At 60.3% G+C, this 15,123-nt stretch carries 13 protein-coding genes; 11 read left to right on the forward strand and 2 right to left on the reverse strand.

The window, feature by feature from the left end; all coding sequences use genetic code 11:
• Nucleotides 1-32: 32 nt before the first annotated feature.
• The 5 genes from FE782_RS03310 to FE782_RS03325 all read left to right on the forward strand — a co-directional run bounded on the left by FE782_RS03310 (nt 33) and on the right by FE782_RS03325 (nt 9,767).
• A complete protein-coding gene (locus FE782_RS03310; RefSeq protein ID WP_158299232.1) occupies nt 33-3,500 on the forward strand; it encodes a right-handed parallel beta-helix repeat-containing protein in 3,468 nt (1,155 codons plus the stop codon).
• A 76-nt stretch (nt 3,501-3,576) separates the two neighbouring features.
• Nucleotides 3,577-4,530 (forward strand): carbon-nitrogen hydrolase family protein, encoded by a 954-nt coding sequence (locus FE782_RS03315; protein WP_138192499.1) that lies wholly within the window; start codon nt 3,577-3,579, stop codon nt 4,528-4,530.
• 18 nt (nt 4,531-4,548) lie between these two features.
• On the forward strand, nt 4,549-5,832 hold the full coding sequence (locus tag FE782_RS32195) for an enolase C-terminal domain-like protein (RefSeq protein WP_158299233.1): 1,284 nt from the start codon (nt 4,549-4,551) through the stop codon (nt 5,830-5,832).
• A gap of 110 nt (nt 5,833-5,942) precedes the next feature.
• On the forward strand, nt 5,943-8,288 hold the full coding sequence (locus FE782_RS03320; RefSeq protein WP_158299234.1) for an AraC family transcriptional regulator: 2,346 nt from the start codon (nt 5,943-5,945) through the stop codon (nt 8,286-8,288).
• Nucleotides 8,289-8,399: 111 nt separating this feature from the next.
• The gene (locus tag FE782_RS03325; protein ID WP_138192503.1) at nt 8,400-9,767 is read left to right on the forward strand and encodes a Gfo/Idh/MocA family protein; all 1,368 of its coding nucleotides are present in this window, start codon (nt 8,400-8,402) and stop codon (nt 9,765-9,767) included.
• A 33-nt stretch (nt 9,768-9,800) separates the two neighbouring features.
• Here the strand turns inward: FE782_RS03325 and wrbA are convergent, their stop codons facing one another.
• Entirely contained in the window at nt 9,801-10,403 is a 603-nt protein-coding gene (gene wrbA, locus FE782_RS03330) for an NAD(P)H:quinone oxidoreductase (protein WP_138192505.1), read from the reverse strand.
• Nucleotides 10,404-10,498: 95 nt separating this feature from the next.
• Between wrbA and FE782_RS03335 the strand changes: the two genes are divergently transcribed.
• The 5 genes from FE782_RS03335 (at nt 10,499) to yunB (ending at nt 13,452) form a co-directional block, all read left to right on the forward strand.
• Nucleotides 10,499-10,780, forward strand: coding sequence for a HesB/YadR/YfhF family protein (locus tag FE782_RS03335; protein WP_138192507.1), 282 nt, complete (start codon nt 10,499-10,501; stop codon nt 10,778-10,780).
• A 147-nt stretch (nt 10,781-10,927) separates the two neighbouring features.
• Entirely contained in the window at nt 10,928-11,635 is a 708-nt protein-coding gene (locus FE782_RS03340; protein WP_138192509.1) for an MBL fold metallo-hydrolase, read from the forward strand.
• Between the two features lie 17 nt (nt 11,636-11,652).
• The gene (locus FE782_RS03345) at nt 11,653-12,231 is read left to right on the forward strand and encodes a TetR/AcrR family transcriptional regulator (RefSeq protein WP_138192510.1); all 579 of its coding nucleotides are present in this window, start codon (nt 11,653-11,655) and stop codon (nt 12,229-12,231) included.
• Nucleotides 12,228-12,578 carry a YrdB family protein gene (locus FE782_RS03350; protein WP_138192512.1) on the forward strand — a complete coding sequence of 117 codons (351 nt, stop codon included), beginning with the start codon at nt 12,228-12,230 and terminating at the stop codon, nt 12,576-12,578. Before FE782_RS03345 ends, FE782_RS03350 begins: the two co-directional genes overlap by 4 nt.
• 91 nt (nt 12,579-12,669) lie before the next feature.
• Nucleotides 12,670-13,452: a sporulation protein YunB gene (gene yunB / locus FE782_RS03355; protein WP_158299235.1), complete on the forward strand. Its 783-nt coding sequence runs from the start codon at nt 12,670-12,672 to the stop codon at nt 13,450-13,452.
• Here yunB and FE782_RS03360 read toward each other — a convergent pair whose 3' ends face one another.
• Complete coding sequence (locus FE782_RS03360; protein ID WP_202914471.1) at nt 13,453-14,529, reverse strand: M23 family metallopeptidase; 1,077 nt, start codon at nt 14,527-14,529, stop codon at nt 13,453-13,455. It abuts the gene before it with no gap.
• Nucleotides 14,530-14,636: 107 nt separating this feature from the next.
• On the opposite strand from FE782_RS03360, the gene larC2 reads away from it, so the two are divergent.
• The gene (gene larC2, locus FE782_RS03365) at nt 14,637-15,119 is read left to right on the forward strand and encodes a nickel pincer cofactor biosynthesis protein LarC2 (RefSeq protein ID WP_138192516.1); all 483 of its coding nucleotides are present in this window, start codon (nt 14,637-14,639) and stop codon (nt 15,117-15,119) included.
• Nucleotides 15,120-15,123 lie beyond the last annotated feature (4 nt).

Genomic DNA, 15,123 nt, shown 5'->3' on the forward strand with positions numbered 1-15,123 from the left:
AGGCACGACCCCCATTTCGAAGGAGGCCGGTTATGTACGCAAAGACGAAGCTTCGACACGGACTTATCACAGGTATGGTATTCGCACTTTCGCTCGGAACGATGTCATTCCAGGCTCCGCCCGCGCAGGCTGCGGGCATGACGTATTACGTGTCCAAAGCGAGCAACGCGAGCGACACGAACAACGGCTCGGCATCGGCGCCGTTCCGTTCGATTCAGAAGTGCGCCGGCATCGCGCAGCCCGGGGATACGTGCATCGTCTCCGGCGGCATCTATCGGGAGACGGTCGCTCCGACGAACAGCGGGACGTCCGGCAATCCGATCACGTTCCAGGCCGCGCCGAACGAAACCGTCGTCGTCAGCGGCGCCAACCTGATCACGACCGTTTGGTCGTCGGCGGGCATCTCGGGTTATCCGGGCATCTATAAGACGCCGTATACCCGGAGCTCGCAGATCGACGAGACGCAGCAGCAATTCTTCGTCGTGCCGAAGGACATTAGCGGGAATCACATGACGGGCACGCCTACCCTGCTGTGGGAGGCTAGGTGGCCGAACCTGCCGGACGAAGCCGCCTACAACTTGCCGAGTCTCGAGCAGGGGATGGCGTATATGAAGTCCGGCACCACGCAGACGATGTCCGGCAACGCAGTCATCAATCATAAAATCGTGGATTACGAGCTGCCGACGAACGTCAACTGGACCGGAGCGTTGGTTTGGGCGCGCGGCGGCGATGCCTACACCGGCCAGACGAACACGGTCACGGCGTTCGACGCGGCGACACGCACGTTGACGATGCCAACCTTTGCGGGCGATCATGATTATTACTGGCTAAGGCAAGGGAATCCTTATTTCCTGAGCGGCGTGCTTGGCGCGTTGGATGAGCCGAGCGAATGGTACGCGGACGGGACGAATCTCTACTTATTGCACCCGAGCGAGACGGTGCCCACCCAAGTCGAAGCGAAGACGCGGCAAACCGCCTTCGATCTATCGGGGAAGTCGCATATTCATATTTCCGGCATCGACGTGTTCGCGGCGAACGTGCTCATGAATACGAAGAACGGCGTTCCTTCCGAGTACAACGTTGTGAACGACATGACGGCGAATTACGTGTACTTCTCCGACTTCAACCAAGGCACTTCGATGGAGCATCAGCGCGAGCGCGGCATCAACATCGCCGGCAATCATAACGAAATCAAGAACAGCACGATCGCGTATTCGTCCGGCACGTTGATTCATATCGCGGGGAACGACAACCGGGTGGTCAACAACCGGATTCACGACGGGACGTATATGGCTTCGTCCGACGCGTTGATCCGCTTGTCGAGCGGCAGCCGCAACCTGATCAGCCATAACGAAATCCGGGATTCCGGACGACAAAACATCCTCATTACCCAAGGCAGCGGCGAGATCGCCTATAACGATATCTATTGGGGAATGAGGTTGTCCCGGGACGGCGGCTTGATTTATAGCTGGGGCAGCGACATGAACAATACCGAAATCCATCACAACTGGATTCACGACAGTAAGGGGAACGGCACGAGCGTAGGCGTCTACCTGGATAATTTCGCGGATAACGCGATCGTGCACCACAATGTCATCTTCAACAACGATACGGGCATTCAGTTGGGAGGCCCGGGAAATTTCCGGCTGATCTACAATAACACGATCGTCGATAACGACAAAAGCATCGGATATCATTGGACGGATGCGTATACGGACGAAAATTACGGGACGCGCATCTTCAATAATATTATGACGGATAAGGCGTTCTCCTTGGAGGCGGACCGCAATTTGTTCCTAAATACCGTGACGCATGGGTACAACGTCGTCTCGGGGGCCGGATTGACGTTCGGCGCGAATTATGTCCCGCAGGCGGGATCTACCGCGATCGACGCGGGGGCGAAGCTCCCCGGCATTACCGATAAATACTCGCTGGGAGGCAACGCTCCGGACGCAGGCGCTTACGAGTTGGGCGGCGGCGGAAACAGCGGGAACTGGATCCCTTCCGTTAACTTTATGAACCCGCCGAATCCGGTATACGCCGCGGTCGACACACCGTATATGAATCTCATCCGGAACGGCGGCTTCGAACGAGGCATCGGCGCCTCGAACCACTGGCTGCCATGGGAAGCGACGGCCGCGAAGGTGGACTGGAAATCCTCCCTTACGTACACGAAAGATACCGGGCCGTGGTTGGAACGGGGCCTCAGTTCGAAATTGCGGCTCGGCGATCCAAGCAGCACGTCCACCGGCTCGGCGAAAGGAGACGGCGTCGAGCAGGCGGTCGCCGGACTGAAGCCGAATACGAGCTACACGCTCACCGCCTGGGTGCATAACGAGCCTTCGGAGACGGTGCATCTCGGCATCGAAAATTATTATTACGCTTCGACGCCGCCGAGGCTGTCGATCGCCTCGACGGCGCAGACGTATACCCGCGAAGCGCTTTCGTTCACGACCGGGTCGCTCGCGGCGCCGGACGGATCGACGATCCCGACTCGCGTGCAACTATTCAAAAACAAGTCTTACGCGAACCATTACTCTTACGCGGACAACGTAGGGTTGATCGAGGCGACGCCGTTCGCGTCCGGCTTGAACGACGGCACGTGGCTTAAGGAAGTCAAGTTCCCGACGCAGACGACCGCGAAGACCGCGGGCCAGACCGGTACGCTGACGTTGTCCGGCACGCTGCGGAACGGGGCGAGCGCGAGCTTCCCGGTCGGATCGGTGCAGTATACGTCCGCCGACCCGAACGTCGTACAGATCAATAGCGCGAACGGCGGAACAGTGTCGTATACGGCGACGGGACCGGGCCAGACGACGATCGCTGCGGTAGCCTCGGGCGCCGGCGGCGTCAAGAAGGGCGTCTACCACGTCGTTACCGTCTATCCGGTAGGAACGCCGGCGACGACGGAATACATGGCGAAGGCGTACGGCTCGAACGCGAGCGGCTTCGCGACGTTAAGTAACGGCGCGTACACGCTCATCGGCAAGGGCGTCGCGATTACCGGCTCGTCGGACGACTTCGTATTTCTAAACAAATCCGTACCCAATTCGAATGCGCCTACGTCGACGCTAATCCTGAAGGCGAACATCGAGTTCAGTTATATGGACCCCGGGACGATTGGCTTGATGCTCCGGGAGCAGGACTCCGCCTCCTCGAAGCATGTTCAGTTCCGCATGGACGGCATCGGCGACTATCCGCGGTTCGATTCCAGAAGCCAGACGGCGGGCGCTACGATCACCACGGGCCAAAATTTCAAGACGGGCGTCGAGCAAATTCCCGGCGCGACCGGGAAGCGCGCGCTGCCGATTATGCTCGTCAAGACGGGGACTAACGTAAAAGCGTTTTATTTGGACGATTCCAAGTACATCTTATTCGACGAGACGACCGTCAGCTTTACCGGCGCCAATCTGCTTGCGGGCGTCGCATTGCGAACCGGCTCCGGGAAGCCCGAAGCGAAAGCCGTCATTACGGATTTAGAGGTTACGCGGAACTACTAAGGCGCACAGCGCGTACACCCTTCGGCGAATCGAGGGGTGTACGTATCCTTTTCCAAACTCGTAAGGAGGTTCCGGAATGGCTAACTACGTGACGATCGCTTGCGTCGGGCCGAGGCCGTATCGCATCGAAGCGGATGTGCCGCCCGAAGAGGCGCTGGAACGCATGATCATACATTGGAAGCATCATTTGGACAACGTCCTGCCCGACCGCCCGGACCTGATCGTGCTGCCAGAAGCGTGCGACCGCCCGGACGTGACGGCGTACCCGTTGGAGCGGCGCCTCGCGTATTACCACGCGCGGGGCGATCGATTCCGGGATTTCCTCTCGGACATCGCGAAGCGGCATCGCTGCTACATCGCCTACCCTTCGCATACGGAGGCCGAAGACGGCAGCTGGCGTAACTCCATGCAGCTGATCGATCGGGAGGGGCTCGTCATGGGGGCGTACATCAAGAATTATTTGGTGCCCGACGAATTCTCGAAGACGAATATTTTGTACGGGGCGGACGCCGCCGTGTTCGAGTGCGACTTCGGCAGAGTCGGCGCGGCGATCTGCTTCGATCTGAACTTCGACGAGCTGCGGCTGCGCTACGCGAAGGAGAACCTCGACCTCATCGTTTTCCCTTCCATGTATCATGGCGGTGCGATGCAGGGCTACTGGGCGTATTCGTGCAGAGCGTATTTCGCGGGAGCGATCGCGGGACTGCCTTGCACGGTGGTGACGCCGCTCGGCGAGACCGCGGCACATAGCACGAACTACTATCCGTTCGTCACCGCGCGGATCAATTTGGATTACGCGGTGCTGCATATCGACGAGAACGGGGCGCATTTCCGCGACATCAAACAAAAATACGGACCGAATATCAAAATTCACGATCCCGGCTACCTCGGCTGCGTGTTGATGACGAGCGAAACCGAGGAATGCACCGTCGACGACGTGATCGCGGAGTTCGGCTTGGAGCGGATGGACGATTACTTCCGGCGGGCGGAAGCCGAGCGGCTTCGGCCGGGTCGGATGGTCTCGGAATAACGAAGGAGGACGGCAGCCATGATTACGATCAAAAAGACGAAGCTTACGGTGAAGCGGGAGCCGCTGCTCGCGCCGTTCGGGTTCAAGGGCGGCTTCGTGGACGAACTGTGGCAGACGACCGTCGCCATGGAGGACGAGGAGGGGCGCGTCGGAGAAGGACTGTCCGTCCAGAGCGTCCTATGGTCCGATCCGCGGGTGTACGCCGAGTGGGGGCACGAGCGAGGCAATGCTTTCATGAGGGACATCGCGCTGCATGCGCTGTCGGCGGTCGCAGGCGTTCGCTATGAAACCCCTCTCGACTTGTTGGACGCGCTTACGGGCTCCGCCCGCGCGTACGCGACCCGGCAGTGGACCGGGAAGCCGCTGCGGGGAACCTTCGCGCTGAACGCGCTGGTCGCGGCGGATCATGCCGCTTGGGCGCTGCTCAGCCGGCGGCGTCCGGGCGAGCGGTTCGTCGAACTGATCCCGGAGGCGTACCGCGCCGGCTTGACCTGGCGCCACGAACGAATCGCTTCGGCGCCTGTCGTTTCGTACGGGATGACCGACGCCGACGTCGAGGCGCTGCTGGACGACGGATCCTTCGTGCTGAAGATCAAGCTGGGCTCCGATCCCGAAGCCGACGGCGATCCGGAGAAGATGTTGGCGTGGGACATCGAGCGGCTTCGCGCGGTTCACCGCCTCGCCGGCGAGCGGGAATGCCCGCACACGGCGAACGGATCCATCGCCTATTACCTCGACATCAACGGCCGGTACGGCACGAAGGAGCAGCTGTGGCGGTTGGTCGAAGCGGCGGACCGCATGGGAGCGCTCGAACGCATCCTGCTCCTCGAGGAACCGTTCCCCGAGGAGGTGCGGGAGAGCGTCGCCGACATTCCCGTACGGGTCGTCGCCGACGAGAGCGTGCACGGGGAGGAAGACGCGCTGGAGCGCATCCGGCTGGGCTACGGCGCGTTCGCGTTGAAGCCCGTCGCGAAGACGATGAGCCTGAGCCTGAAGATCGCGAAGCTGGCCGGCGAGCGGGGCATCCCGTGCTTCTGCGCCGATTTGACCGGAAGCCCGGTCATGGTCGACTGGAACAAAAATTTGGCCGCCTTGCTGCCGCCGCTGCCCGGTTTGACTATGGGTCTCATCGAGACGAACGGCAGACAAAATTACCGGGAGTGGGAAGCGATGAAGCGCAGGCATCCGGCGCCGGACGGCGGCTGGATCCCGGAGGAACGCGGCATCTTCCGCCTCGGGTCGGACTTCTACGAACAGAGCGGGGGCGTCTTCGCTCTCGGCGACATTCGGCCTGTCCCCTAAGGGACGGCCATGTTAAAATAGGCTCACGACGGCGTGATTCCCAAGACTGGCAGGATGAGAGGGTACCTATGAATAACTACCTGCGAAAGTACAGAGAACGTAGATATTTCATGCGTATCGTATTATCGATCAATTTGCTGATCGTCTCTTTTATGCTGGCATCGTTGCTGTCGGCCTTTTGGTATTCCAAGAAAATCAGCTTGGACTCGCAGCAGGAAGCCAACGAGAAGGTGCTTTCCCAGATCAACTATAACATCACGTACATGAACGAAACCGTGAAAAACTTCGCCATCTCGCTGTTCTACGATAACGATATGGCGCATCTGCTGTACAGCGGCGGGATCGACCGCTTCGAGGATACGACCCGCGTCATTAAGCTGAATAAGACGATCGCATACAACTCCTTCGTCCATTCGGTAGTATTCTACAACAGCAAGCGAGGCGTCTTTTTCACCGGGGGCGACAACGCGATCACCGCGCCGAACAGCACCTTGATCAACCGCATCGAGGGCTACTTGAACGGCAGCGACCCGATCTACAAGATGCAGCTGATGCCGATCGAATTTACGCCCGACGTCAGAGAGCCCGAGCGCAAGCAAGACGTATTTTCGCTCTTCCTGTACGATTCGTTGGACGAATATACGAGGACGGAGAGCGCGCTGATCATTAACGTGAAGCCGGAATGGCTGTTGGAGAAGCTGGAGCTGGCGAACGGGCAATCCGGGAACGGCTCCAACCGAATGTTCATTTTGGACCAAAATCAAGAAATATACAGTGCTTCCGCGCGGACGGATTTGGATTTGGAAGCGCTCAAGGACGAAGTGTACCGCCATTATGCCGTCAGCGGAAATCAAGTGGCGCAGTTCACGTACGCGGTCGGCGACGACAAGCACATCGTCAATTACATGGTAAATCCCTCCGTCGATTGGATCATTGTGGACATAGAGCCTTACGCCGTCGTATGGGCCGCGGTCGACAAGCTCAAGCTCGTCTTCCTGACCGTCGCCGCCGTCTGTCTCGTGCTTGCTGTCATCGCCTCCTTGTTCGTCACGAGCAAGCTCTACTCTCCGATTAACGGATTGCTGAAGCAGACGAAGCGGTTCCCGGGGAACGATCCGGACCGGTTCGAAGAGAAGGACGAGATCAGCTACATCTCGCAAATCTACAATCGCCTGATCGAGACGCTCATGCAGGAGCAGGTTAAGCAAGAGGGAGACGAAGCGATCCTCCGCTCTTATTACATCAGGAAGCTCATCACCGACAGCTCCGAGTTTTCGGAAGAAGACCGACAGGAATGTATCGAAAAGGGGTACCTGCGAACGAGCCTTACGAAGGATATCGTTCTCGGAGCGATCAAGCTGGACGACTACGCGAAGCTGAAGGCGAAGACGCTGGGCGTCGACGTGAATTTGCTTCGCTTCGCGGTCGGCAACATCGTTCAGGAAGTGCTCTCGGAGGAGACGGACTGCGACGTCGTCGATATGCGGAGCGAGCATCTGGTATTGATTCTCGAAGCCGAGCGGATGGACGAAGACCGCATCTCGCGTTTCGTGCAGCTGCTGCGCCGCGCCCAGTCCATCGTGCGCGATTATTACCAAGTGACGTTCACGGTCGCGCTCGCCGAGCCGACGACCGATTCTCGTGAGCTGACCGCAAGGTACGAGCAGGCGCTCGATTACGTAACGTACAAGATGAATTTCGGCTTAGGCGCGGTCATTACGCCTGCGATGGTACGGCCGAATCTGGACAATCCGGAGACGCAAATTCCGCCGGAGCTCGAGCGGAAGTTCATCGAAGCGATAAAGTCGAATCGGCAGGAGAACGTCTTTCAAGAACTGGAGCACATTCGCCGCGCCATCGCCTGCATGAGCTCCGACGCCGTCATTCAGTCGGTCATTCATCTCGGCATCATCCTGAAGCAAACGGTGCGGGAAATCAATCAGAACAAGCTGGCGCCGCTGTCGGTCGACCTTCGCTCCGTCGACCGCCTCGTGTTCGAGAAGGAGACGCTCGACGACATCTTCGCGGAAATCGGCAGAATGCTGAACGAGCTCTTCGTCGATCGGAAGCGGGGCGTCGAGAACAAAGATCACGTGATCGTCGATACGATCAAGGAAGTCATCCAAGCGAATTACACGAATCCGAATTTGGGTCTGCAGGAAATTTCCGATCGGCTGAAGATGTCCTCCGCGTACGTCGGCCGTATCTTCAAGCGGCAGGAGACGGTCTCCGTGGCCGACTATATTAACGAAATCCGCTTGTTGAAATCGGTATTGCTGCTGGAAAATCACAACCTCCAAGTGAACGAAATTTCAGAAAAGGTGGGCTTCAGCTCGCCGAGTTACTTCTTCAAGCTGTTCAAGAAGCGCTTCGGCACGACGCCGAAAGATTACCGGATCAAGAAATCGCTCACGGATCCGCCGCCGGTTCCCGAGGTTCATAAAAATACGAATTGATCATCGCCCTTGTCGAGAAAAGCGCGGATTTTGCCCTTTCTTTCGCGTTCGGGGCCGGATACGATGAGCTGAGGGAAACGACAAACTAATCGCTGGGGGATGGAAAACGCTATGAATCGTAACGAGGCAGCGAGCGGCGTTCGGGAACGACCGGTCTCCGTCATCATCGTCGGCGCGGGCAGCCGCAGCATGAATTATGCGAGCTACTCGCGGAAGCATCCGGAGCGGATGCGGATCGTCGGGGTCGTAGAGCCGAATTCGCAGCGGCGGGAGCATACGGCGAAGACGTACGACATCCCCGAGGCGATGACGTTCTCGTCCGTGGAAGAGCTGGCGCTCCGGCCGAAGCTCGCGGACGCGGTGTTGAACGGGACGATGGACGATCTCCATGTATCGACGAGCTTGCCCTTGCTCCGCAACGGGTACGACATGCTGCTGGAGAAGCCGATCGGCGTCTCGGAGGACGAAGTGATGGAGCTGTACCGCACGGCGCGGGAGCACGGCAACAAAGTCATGATATGCCATGTCCTTCGATACGCCCCTTTTTATATTGAACTCAAGCGCGCGATCGAGTCGGGAGCGATCGGGGAGATCGTCCATATCCAGACGGAGGAGAACGTCGACTTCCATCACATGGCCACGGCGTTCGTTCGCGGGAAGTTCGCGAATCAAGCCAGAAGCGGGTCCTCCTTCCTTATGCAGAAGTGCTGCCACGATCTCGATCTGATCGCTTGGTTCCAATCCGGGACGCGTCCCGTTCGAGTGTCGAGCTACGGAAGCCTCCTGCAGTTTCGCGAGTCCCGCGCGCCGGCCGGATCGGGCACCCGATGCTTGACCGATTGCGAGATCGAGGCGGAATGCGTCTACTCGGCGAAGAAGCTGTACGTCGACCGCCCGCTGTGGGGGGCGTACGTATGGCCGCGGTATTTGGACGGCGTGCGGCTGAGCGACGCTGAGAAGCTGGAGAGCCTCGGATCGGACAATCCGTTCGGACGCTGCGTCTGGCGCTGCGATAACGATATCGTCGATCATCAGGCGGTCATGCTCGAATTCGAGGACGGCAGCACGGCCGTGCATAATCTCGTCGGAGCGACGGCGAAAGCGTGCCGAACCGTTCATATCACGGGAACGAAGGGCGAAATCCAAGGCGTGCTCGAAGACGGCGCCTTCGTCGTTCGCCGCCCGTCGCTGACGGACGGCGGCGGCACGTTCCGCGAGGAGCGCGTGGAAATCAGCGTAAGCAACGATATGCACGGCGGCGGCGATCACCGTCTCGTAGAGGACTTCGTCCGCGTGGTGCGGGGGGATGGGGAGGCGAGCTTCTCCACCTCGTTGGACCATTCGATCGTCGGGCACTTGATCGGGTTTCGGGCCGATCGGTCCATGGCGTCGGGGCGGTCGATGTCCATCGATTGGAGCATGATCACCTCGGAACGCCCTGCGTCCAAAACAAACGGCGAACCGTACCCGTCCGCATGACGGGAGCGGTTCGCCGCTTTCTTTCTTGTCGCTTTACGCGTTCAGCTTGGCCGCGATGTCCAACATGCGCTTGACCTGGTGCGCCACGGCCGGTTGGACGTCCTGCGTCATCTTGCCTTCCTGATCGACCTTCACGCTCGTCCCGTACGGGTTGCCGCCGGTGGAGAAGATGACCGGATCCGTGTAGCCGGGAGCGGCGATGATGGCGCCCCAATGGTACATCGTCGTGTACAGCGACAGAATCGTCGCTTCTTGGCCGCCATGGTCGTTCTGCGCGGACGTCATCGCGCTGACGACCTTGTTGACGAGCTTCCCTTGGAACCACAGTCCGCCGGTCGTGTCGAGGAACTGCTTCATCTGCGCCGGGACGTTCCCGAATCGAGTCGGCATGCTGAACAAGACCGCGTCCGCCCATTCTAGATCGGCCAGCGTGACCACGGGCACGTCCTTCGTCGCTTCGACATGAGCCTTCCAGAGCGGATTTCCGTTGATCGCGGCTTCCGGCGCAAGCTCTTGCACCTTCATGAGCTTGACCTCGGCGCCGTTCGCTTTCGCGGCGGCTTCCGCCATTTTCGAAAGATTATAGTTCGTTCCCGTCGAGCTGTAATATACGATCGCGAATTTCAGTTGCGCCACCCGTACCGTCTCCTTTTGTGTTTTGGCTTTGCTTTGGTTATATTTTCCGAAGAGGGCGAAAATATGCGAAGAACTAAGCCGGAGAGGGTGTCGATATGAAATTGGAAGTGACCGAGCGGGCCGTGGCTTGCTTGCAAGGAGAGTGGGGCTTCGAGCCCGGCGAGTTCATCCGGGTGTACGCGAGGTATGCGGGGGGCGGCGCCGAGCCGTATGTGCTCGGGATCCAAAAGGAGCGGCCGCGAGGCGACGGACGGCAGGAGAGTACCGTAGCGGGCGGCATGACGTTCTTCATCGAGGAAGGGGACATGTGGTTCGTGCAGGACAAGAAGGTAACGATCGACGCGACGGGTCCGGATATCCAGTTCGTGTTGGAATAAGAGAGGTTCGGAACGGCGCCGCCGCCGGAGTCCCTTGAAGCGGGAAGCGGCGGCGGTATGTCGCAGGCGCAAAGAAAAAAAGGTTTGCAAAAACTAATCAAATTAGTTAATATGCTATTATAAGTAGTTTATCGGGAGGTTTTGGATATGAAACGAACGAATCGGGGCGCCGTCCATCAACTTACGTTTTTGCCTGGGGTATTCCCCGTCAACTGTTATCTCGTGGAGGAGAAGGACTCGCTGACGCTCGTGGACGCGGCGCTGCCGTATTCCGCGCGGGGCATTCTGGACGCCGCGCGGCGCATCGGCAAGCCGATCGAGACGATCGTTCTGACTCACCCGCACGAAGACCATGTGGGCGCCTTGGACGAATTGAAGCGTGCGCTTCCGCATGTGCCGATCGCCGTATCGGAGCGGGACGTCCGATTTTTCGACCGCGATCTGACGCTGCTGCCGGGCGAGCCGGCGTCGCCGATTCGCGGCGGCGTGCCGAAGAAGCTTGCGTCCCGGCCCGATCGGCTGCTGCGCGAAGGCGAACGGATCGGTTCGCTGACGGCGATCGCCGCGCCGGGACATACCCCGGGCTCGCTCGCGTTCTTGGACGAACGGGATGGGACGTTGATCGCCGGGGACGCCTTCCAGACTCGCGGCAGAACGGCGGTAGCGGGAACGGTCGTGCCGTGGTTTCCGTTCCCGGCGTTCGGTACATGGGATGCCCGGACGGCGCTCGGCAGCGCCAAGAAGCTTGCGGAGCTGAACCCTCGCCTGCTCGCCGTCGGTCATGGGACGATGCTGCAATCGCCCGGCGCGGCCATGCGCAGAGCGATCGCGGAAGCCGAAACGAGACTTGGATAAGGGAGGAAGAGGATACCATGTCGCCGAGAGTTGGATTGGATTTACCGACGGTGCTGCGCGCGGCTTCCGAGTTGGCCGACGAGCAAGGACTCGATCGATTGTCGCTCGGAGAGCTGGCCGCGCGGTTGAACGTTCGCACGCCTTCGCTCTATAACCATGTGGAGGGGCTGCCGGCGCTGAAGCGAAAGCTGGCCTTGTACGGACTGGAGCGGCTGCGGGACGCCATGGCGTCGGCCGCCGTCGGCAAGTCGGGCGATGCCGCCGTGCTGGCGACGAGCGAAGCGTACGTCGGCTTCGCCAGAATGCACCCGGGCGTATACGAAGCGACGTTCCGCGCGACGGACCCGAACGACGAGGAGCTGGCTCAGGCGTCGTATGCCGTCGTACAGGTCGTGATGCGGGTGCTTGAGGCGTACGGACTCGGAGAAGAGCGGACGCTTCACATGATCCGCGGGCTGCGAAGCATCCTGCACGGCTTCGCTTCGATCGAGCAAGCGGGCGGCTTCGGTCTGAAGCTCGACCCGAACGTCAGCTTCCGCCTGCTGCTCGACACGTTCCTCGCCGGCTTGCGGGCGACGAGCGGAGGAGAAGCATGAGCGCCTTGCTGCCGGTCTTCATGACCGCGAACTTGATCGTCCGGTTCGGCTTGGAGCTGTGCGCCTTGGCGATTTACGCGTATTGGGGCGTCCGGACGGGATCCGCAGGGTGGGCGAAGACCGCGCTCGGGCTCGGGGCTCCCTTGGCGGCGGCGGTCCTTTGGGGAACGTTCGGCTCGCCGAACGCGGCCTATCCGGTGTCTCCCGCAGTCCATCTGCTGCTCGAGCTGGTCGTCTTCGGCTTGCCGGCCGCGCTGTTATTCGCCGTAGGCAAGCCCGGCTGGGGCTGGATCTACGGGGCGATCGTCGTCGCGAACCGGGCGCTGATGGCGTTCTGGGAGCAGTAGGGGAGGACGGGGAGGATTCTTTTTCCCGAGCATGGCTCATATATATGACAAGGACGGAACCGCTGGAAGCCAGACGAAAGGGGGGCCGCCCTTGTCCAACCGCCGATTCCGAGCGCAGTCGAAGAAGCCGTTCAGCAAGCGGTCGATCTTCCTCATTACCTTGATCGTCAGCTTCGTGCTGACGATCCAGACGTTCTTGTTCATCGAGCATAACATTCGCGAGCCGCTCATGGACGTGGCGCGCATCCGCGTCAAGCAGATCGCGACGGACGCGATCAACCAGGCGATCGCGAATCAAGTGGCGAACAGCGCGGAGATGGAAGAGCTCGTCGACCGATGGACGAACGAAAGCGGCGACATCACGGGCCTCTCGTTGAAGTACGGGGAGCATATGAAAATTTCGTCCCAGATCGTCGATATCGTCAACGGGGCGCTGGACGCGAACGTGCACCTCGTGGAACGCATTCCGATCGGGCAGGCGTTCGACAGCGCGATCTTGTCCTCCTTCGGTCCCAAGATTCCGCTTACGTTCGAATCGGCGGGAGCGCCGCAGGTAGACGTCGGTACTCGACGGGAGGACGCCGGCATCAATATGCTGCTCATCACCGTCTTCGTTCGCATCACGGCGGAGGTCATGATTTATATCCCGTTCGCCACGGAGCCGGAGCTCGTGACGACGGAAATTCCGATTTCGTACATTCTCGTGAAGGGCGACGTGCCGATGTATTACTTCGACGCGAACGGCAACCCCATGGGGAACGACGGGGCTGCCGGGATGGTGCCGCCGCTCGCGCTGCCGAACGCGAATCCCGCGGGCGCCGCGGCCTCGGCAGGAGAAGAGGCGTCGTCCGTGTCGGAGACGCCTGAGCCGTAACTATTTTCCGGATCGCTTGCGGTTCCGCTCCTCCCGTTCCCACTTCCTCAGGTGCGGGTACGGATCGAACGACCACTCCGTCAGCCCGTTGTCTCGGTACAGCCCGTAATGCAGGTGCGGAGGAAACTTCCCTTGCGTTCCGGGCTTGCCGTAGCCGGAGCTGCCGACCCATCCGACGACGTCGCCGGGCTGCACGACGTCCCCCTCCTTGATCTTCTTGTTGAATCCCGAAAGATGCGCGTAGTAGTGGTACACGTTGTTCAGGTCGCGAATGCCGACCCGCCACCCGCCGTACCGGTTCCATCCCATGACCTCGACGACGCCGTACGCGGCGCTGCGGACCGGCATGCCGTAATGGGCGAACAGATCCGTGCCCTCGTGGATGCGATACCCGCCGTAGCTGCGGGCCGCGCCCCACGTGCTGCGGTACGAGTAATCGCCTCCGAGCGGCAGGATGAACGCGTGCCGGTGCAGATCGAGCGTGCCGAACAAGCTGTAAATTTTCGCGAATTGCTTAATCCGCTTCACGCTGCGGTCGTTCTGGTAATACTCCCAGATGCCGATGTCGAAGTCGGCCGGCGAGGTGCCGTAACGAAGCAGAAAGTCGGCCATGCTGTACAGGACGTCGGCGTCGTTGTTGCGATCGGCCTTCCCGTCGCCGTCGCCGTCGCGGCCGAAGCCGTCGAAGAACCGGATCGAACGCAAATTCGTATCCTGGTGATTCGGGTTCAGAAAGCCGACCCATCGGTATTCGGTCAGATGAATGGCGACGAGCCCGTCCCGCAGCGGTCTCGTCTTCGGGTGCGCGAGGCTGAGCGTGCGCTCGTATTGGTCGACGGCCGCGAGATTGAACCAAGGAATGCCGGTGACCGCGCTGACGCTGTCGTAGAGCGCCTTCCGTTCCGTGAAGGTGTCCAACATCGACTGGCGGGCTTGTCTTGCGGACTCGGCTTCGGAACGATACATCGCCGATTGATCCGCGGGCGCGGCGCGAGAGGCCGGCGCGGCCGCGCTCGCGGCGGCGACGGCGACGGCGGCCGCCAGCGCCCCGGTGACGAAATTTTTAGCGAGAGCCATAGTTTTCCTCCACTGTACGTTGCCATTTTCCGCTGATGCGGTATCATTTTTAATGTGTGCAAGTTTTCGAAAAAATAACGGAAACAGGGAAAAAGGGGCGAGTAAGGTTGTTCGTAGGGGCGCACGGCGAGGAACATGTGGACGACGGGATGGTGATCCTGCAAGCGAACCTGGACGATATGAACCCGGAGTGGACGACGTACGTGGCCGAGCTGCTGTTCGCGGCGGGGGCGAACGACGTCTATTGGATTCCGATCGTCATGAAGCGGGGGCGGCCGGGCGTCATGCTGAACGTTCTCGCGTCGCGGGAAGCGGCGCCGCGGATGGAGGGCATCGTCTTCCGGGAGACGACGACGCTCGGCATTCGGCGCATCGAAGCGAGCGTGCATCGGCTCGGCCGGCGGATGGTCGCGGTGGACACGCAATGGGGACCGGTGACCGTGAAGGTCGGGTACGCCGGCGGCGAGGCGGTGCAGTACGCGCCTGAATATCGGGAGTGCGCGGCGATCGCGGAGCGGGAAGGGATGCCGCTGAAGGCGGTGTACGACGAAGTGAGGCGCGCGTATCAGGAGAAAGCCGACCGGGGGTGACCGG

The sequence above is a fragment of the Paenibacillus antri genome, assembly GCF_005765165.1.
GTDB classification, from domain to species: Bacteria; Bacillota; Bacilli; order Paenibacillales; family YIM-B00363; genus Paenibacillus_AE; species Paenibacillus_AE antri.

Bases quoted from the DNA above. Each gene is read 5' to 3' on its own strand.
- FE782_RS03310 (WP_158299232.1), top strand. From the start codon at position 33: ATGTACGCAAAGACGAAGCTTCGACACGGACTTATCACAGGTATGGTA.
- FE782_RS03315 (WP_138192499.1), top strand. From the start codon at position 3,577: ATGGCTAACTACGTGACGATCGCTTGCGTCGGGCCGAGGCCGTATCGC.
- FE782_RS32195 (WP_158299233.1), top strand. From the start codon at position 4,549: ATGATTACGATCAAAAAGACGAAGCTTACGGTGAAGCGGGAGCCGCTG.
- FE782_RS03320 (WP_158299234.1), top strand. From the start codon at position 5,943: ATGCGTATCGTATTATCGATCAATTTGCTGATCGTCTCTTTTATGCTG.
- FE782_RS03325 (WP_138192503.1), top strand. From the start codon at position 8,400: ATGAATCGTAACGAGGCAGCGAGCGGCGTTCGGGAACGACCGGTCTCC.
- FE782_RS03335 (WP_138192507.1), top strand. From the start codon at position 10,499: ATGAAATTGGAAGTGACCGAGCGGGCCGTGGCTTGCTTGCAAGGAGAG.
- FE782_RS03340 (WP_138192509.1), top strand. From the start codon at position 10,928: ATGAAACGAACGAATCGGGGCGCCGTCCATCAACTTACGTTTTTGCCT.
- FE782_RS03345 (WP_138192510.1), top strand. From the start codon at position 11,653: ATGTCGCCGAGAGTTGGATTGGATTTACCGACGGTGCTGCGCGCGGCT.
- FE782_RS03350 (WP_138192512.1), top strand. From the start codon at position 12,228: ATGAGCGCCTTGCTGCCGGTCTTCATGACCGCGAACTTGATCGTCCGG.
- FE782_RS03360 (WP_202914471.1), bottom strand. From the start codon at position 14,529: ATGGCTCTCGCTAAAAATTTCGTCACCGGGGCGCTGGCGGCCGCCGTC.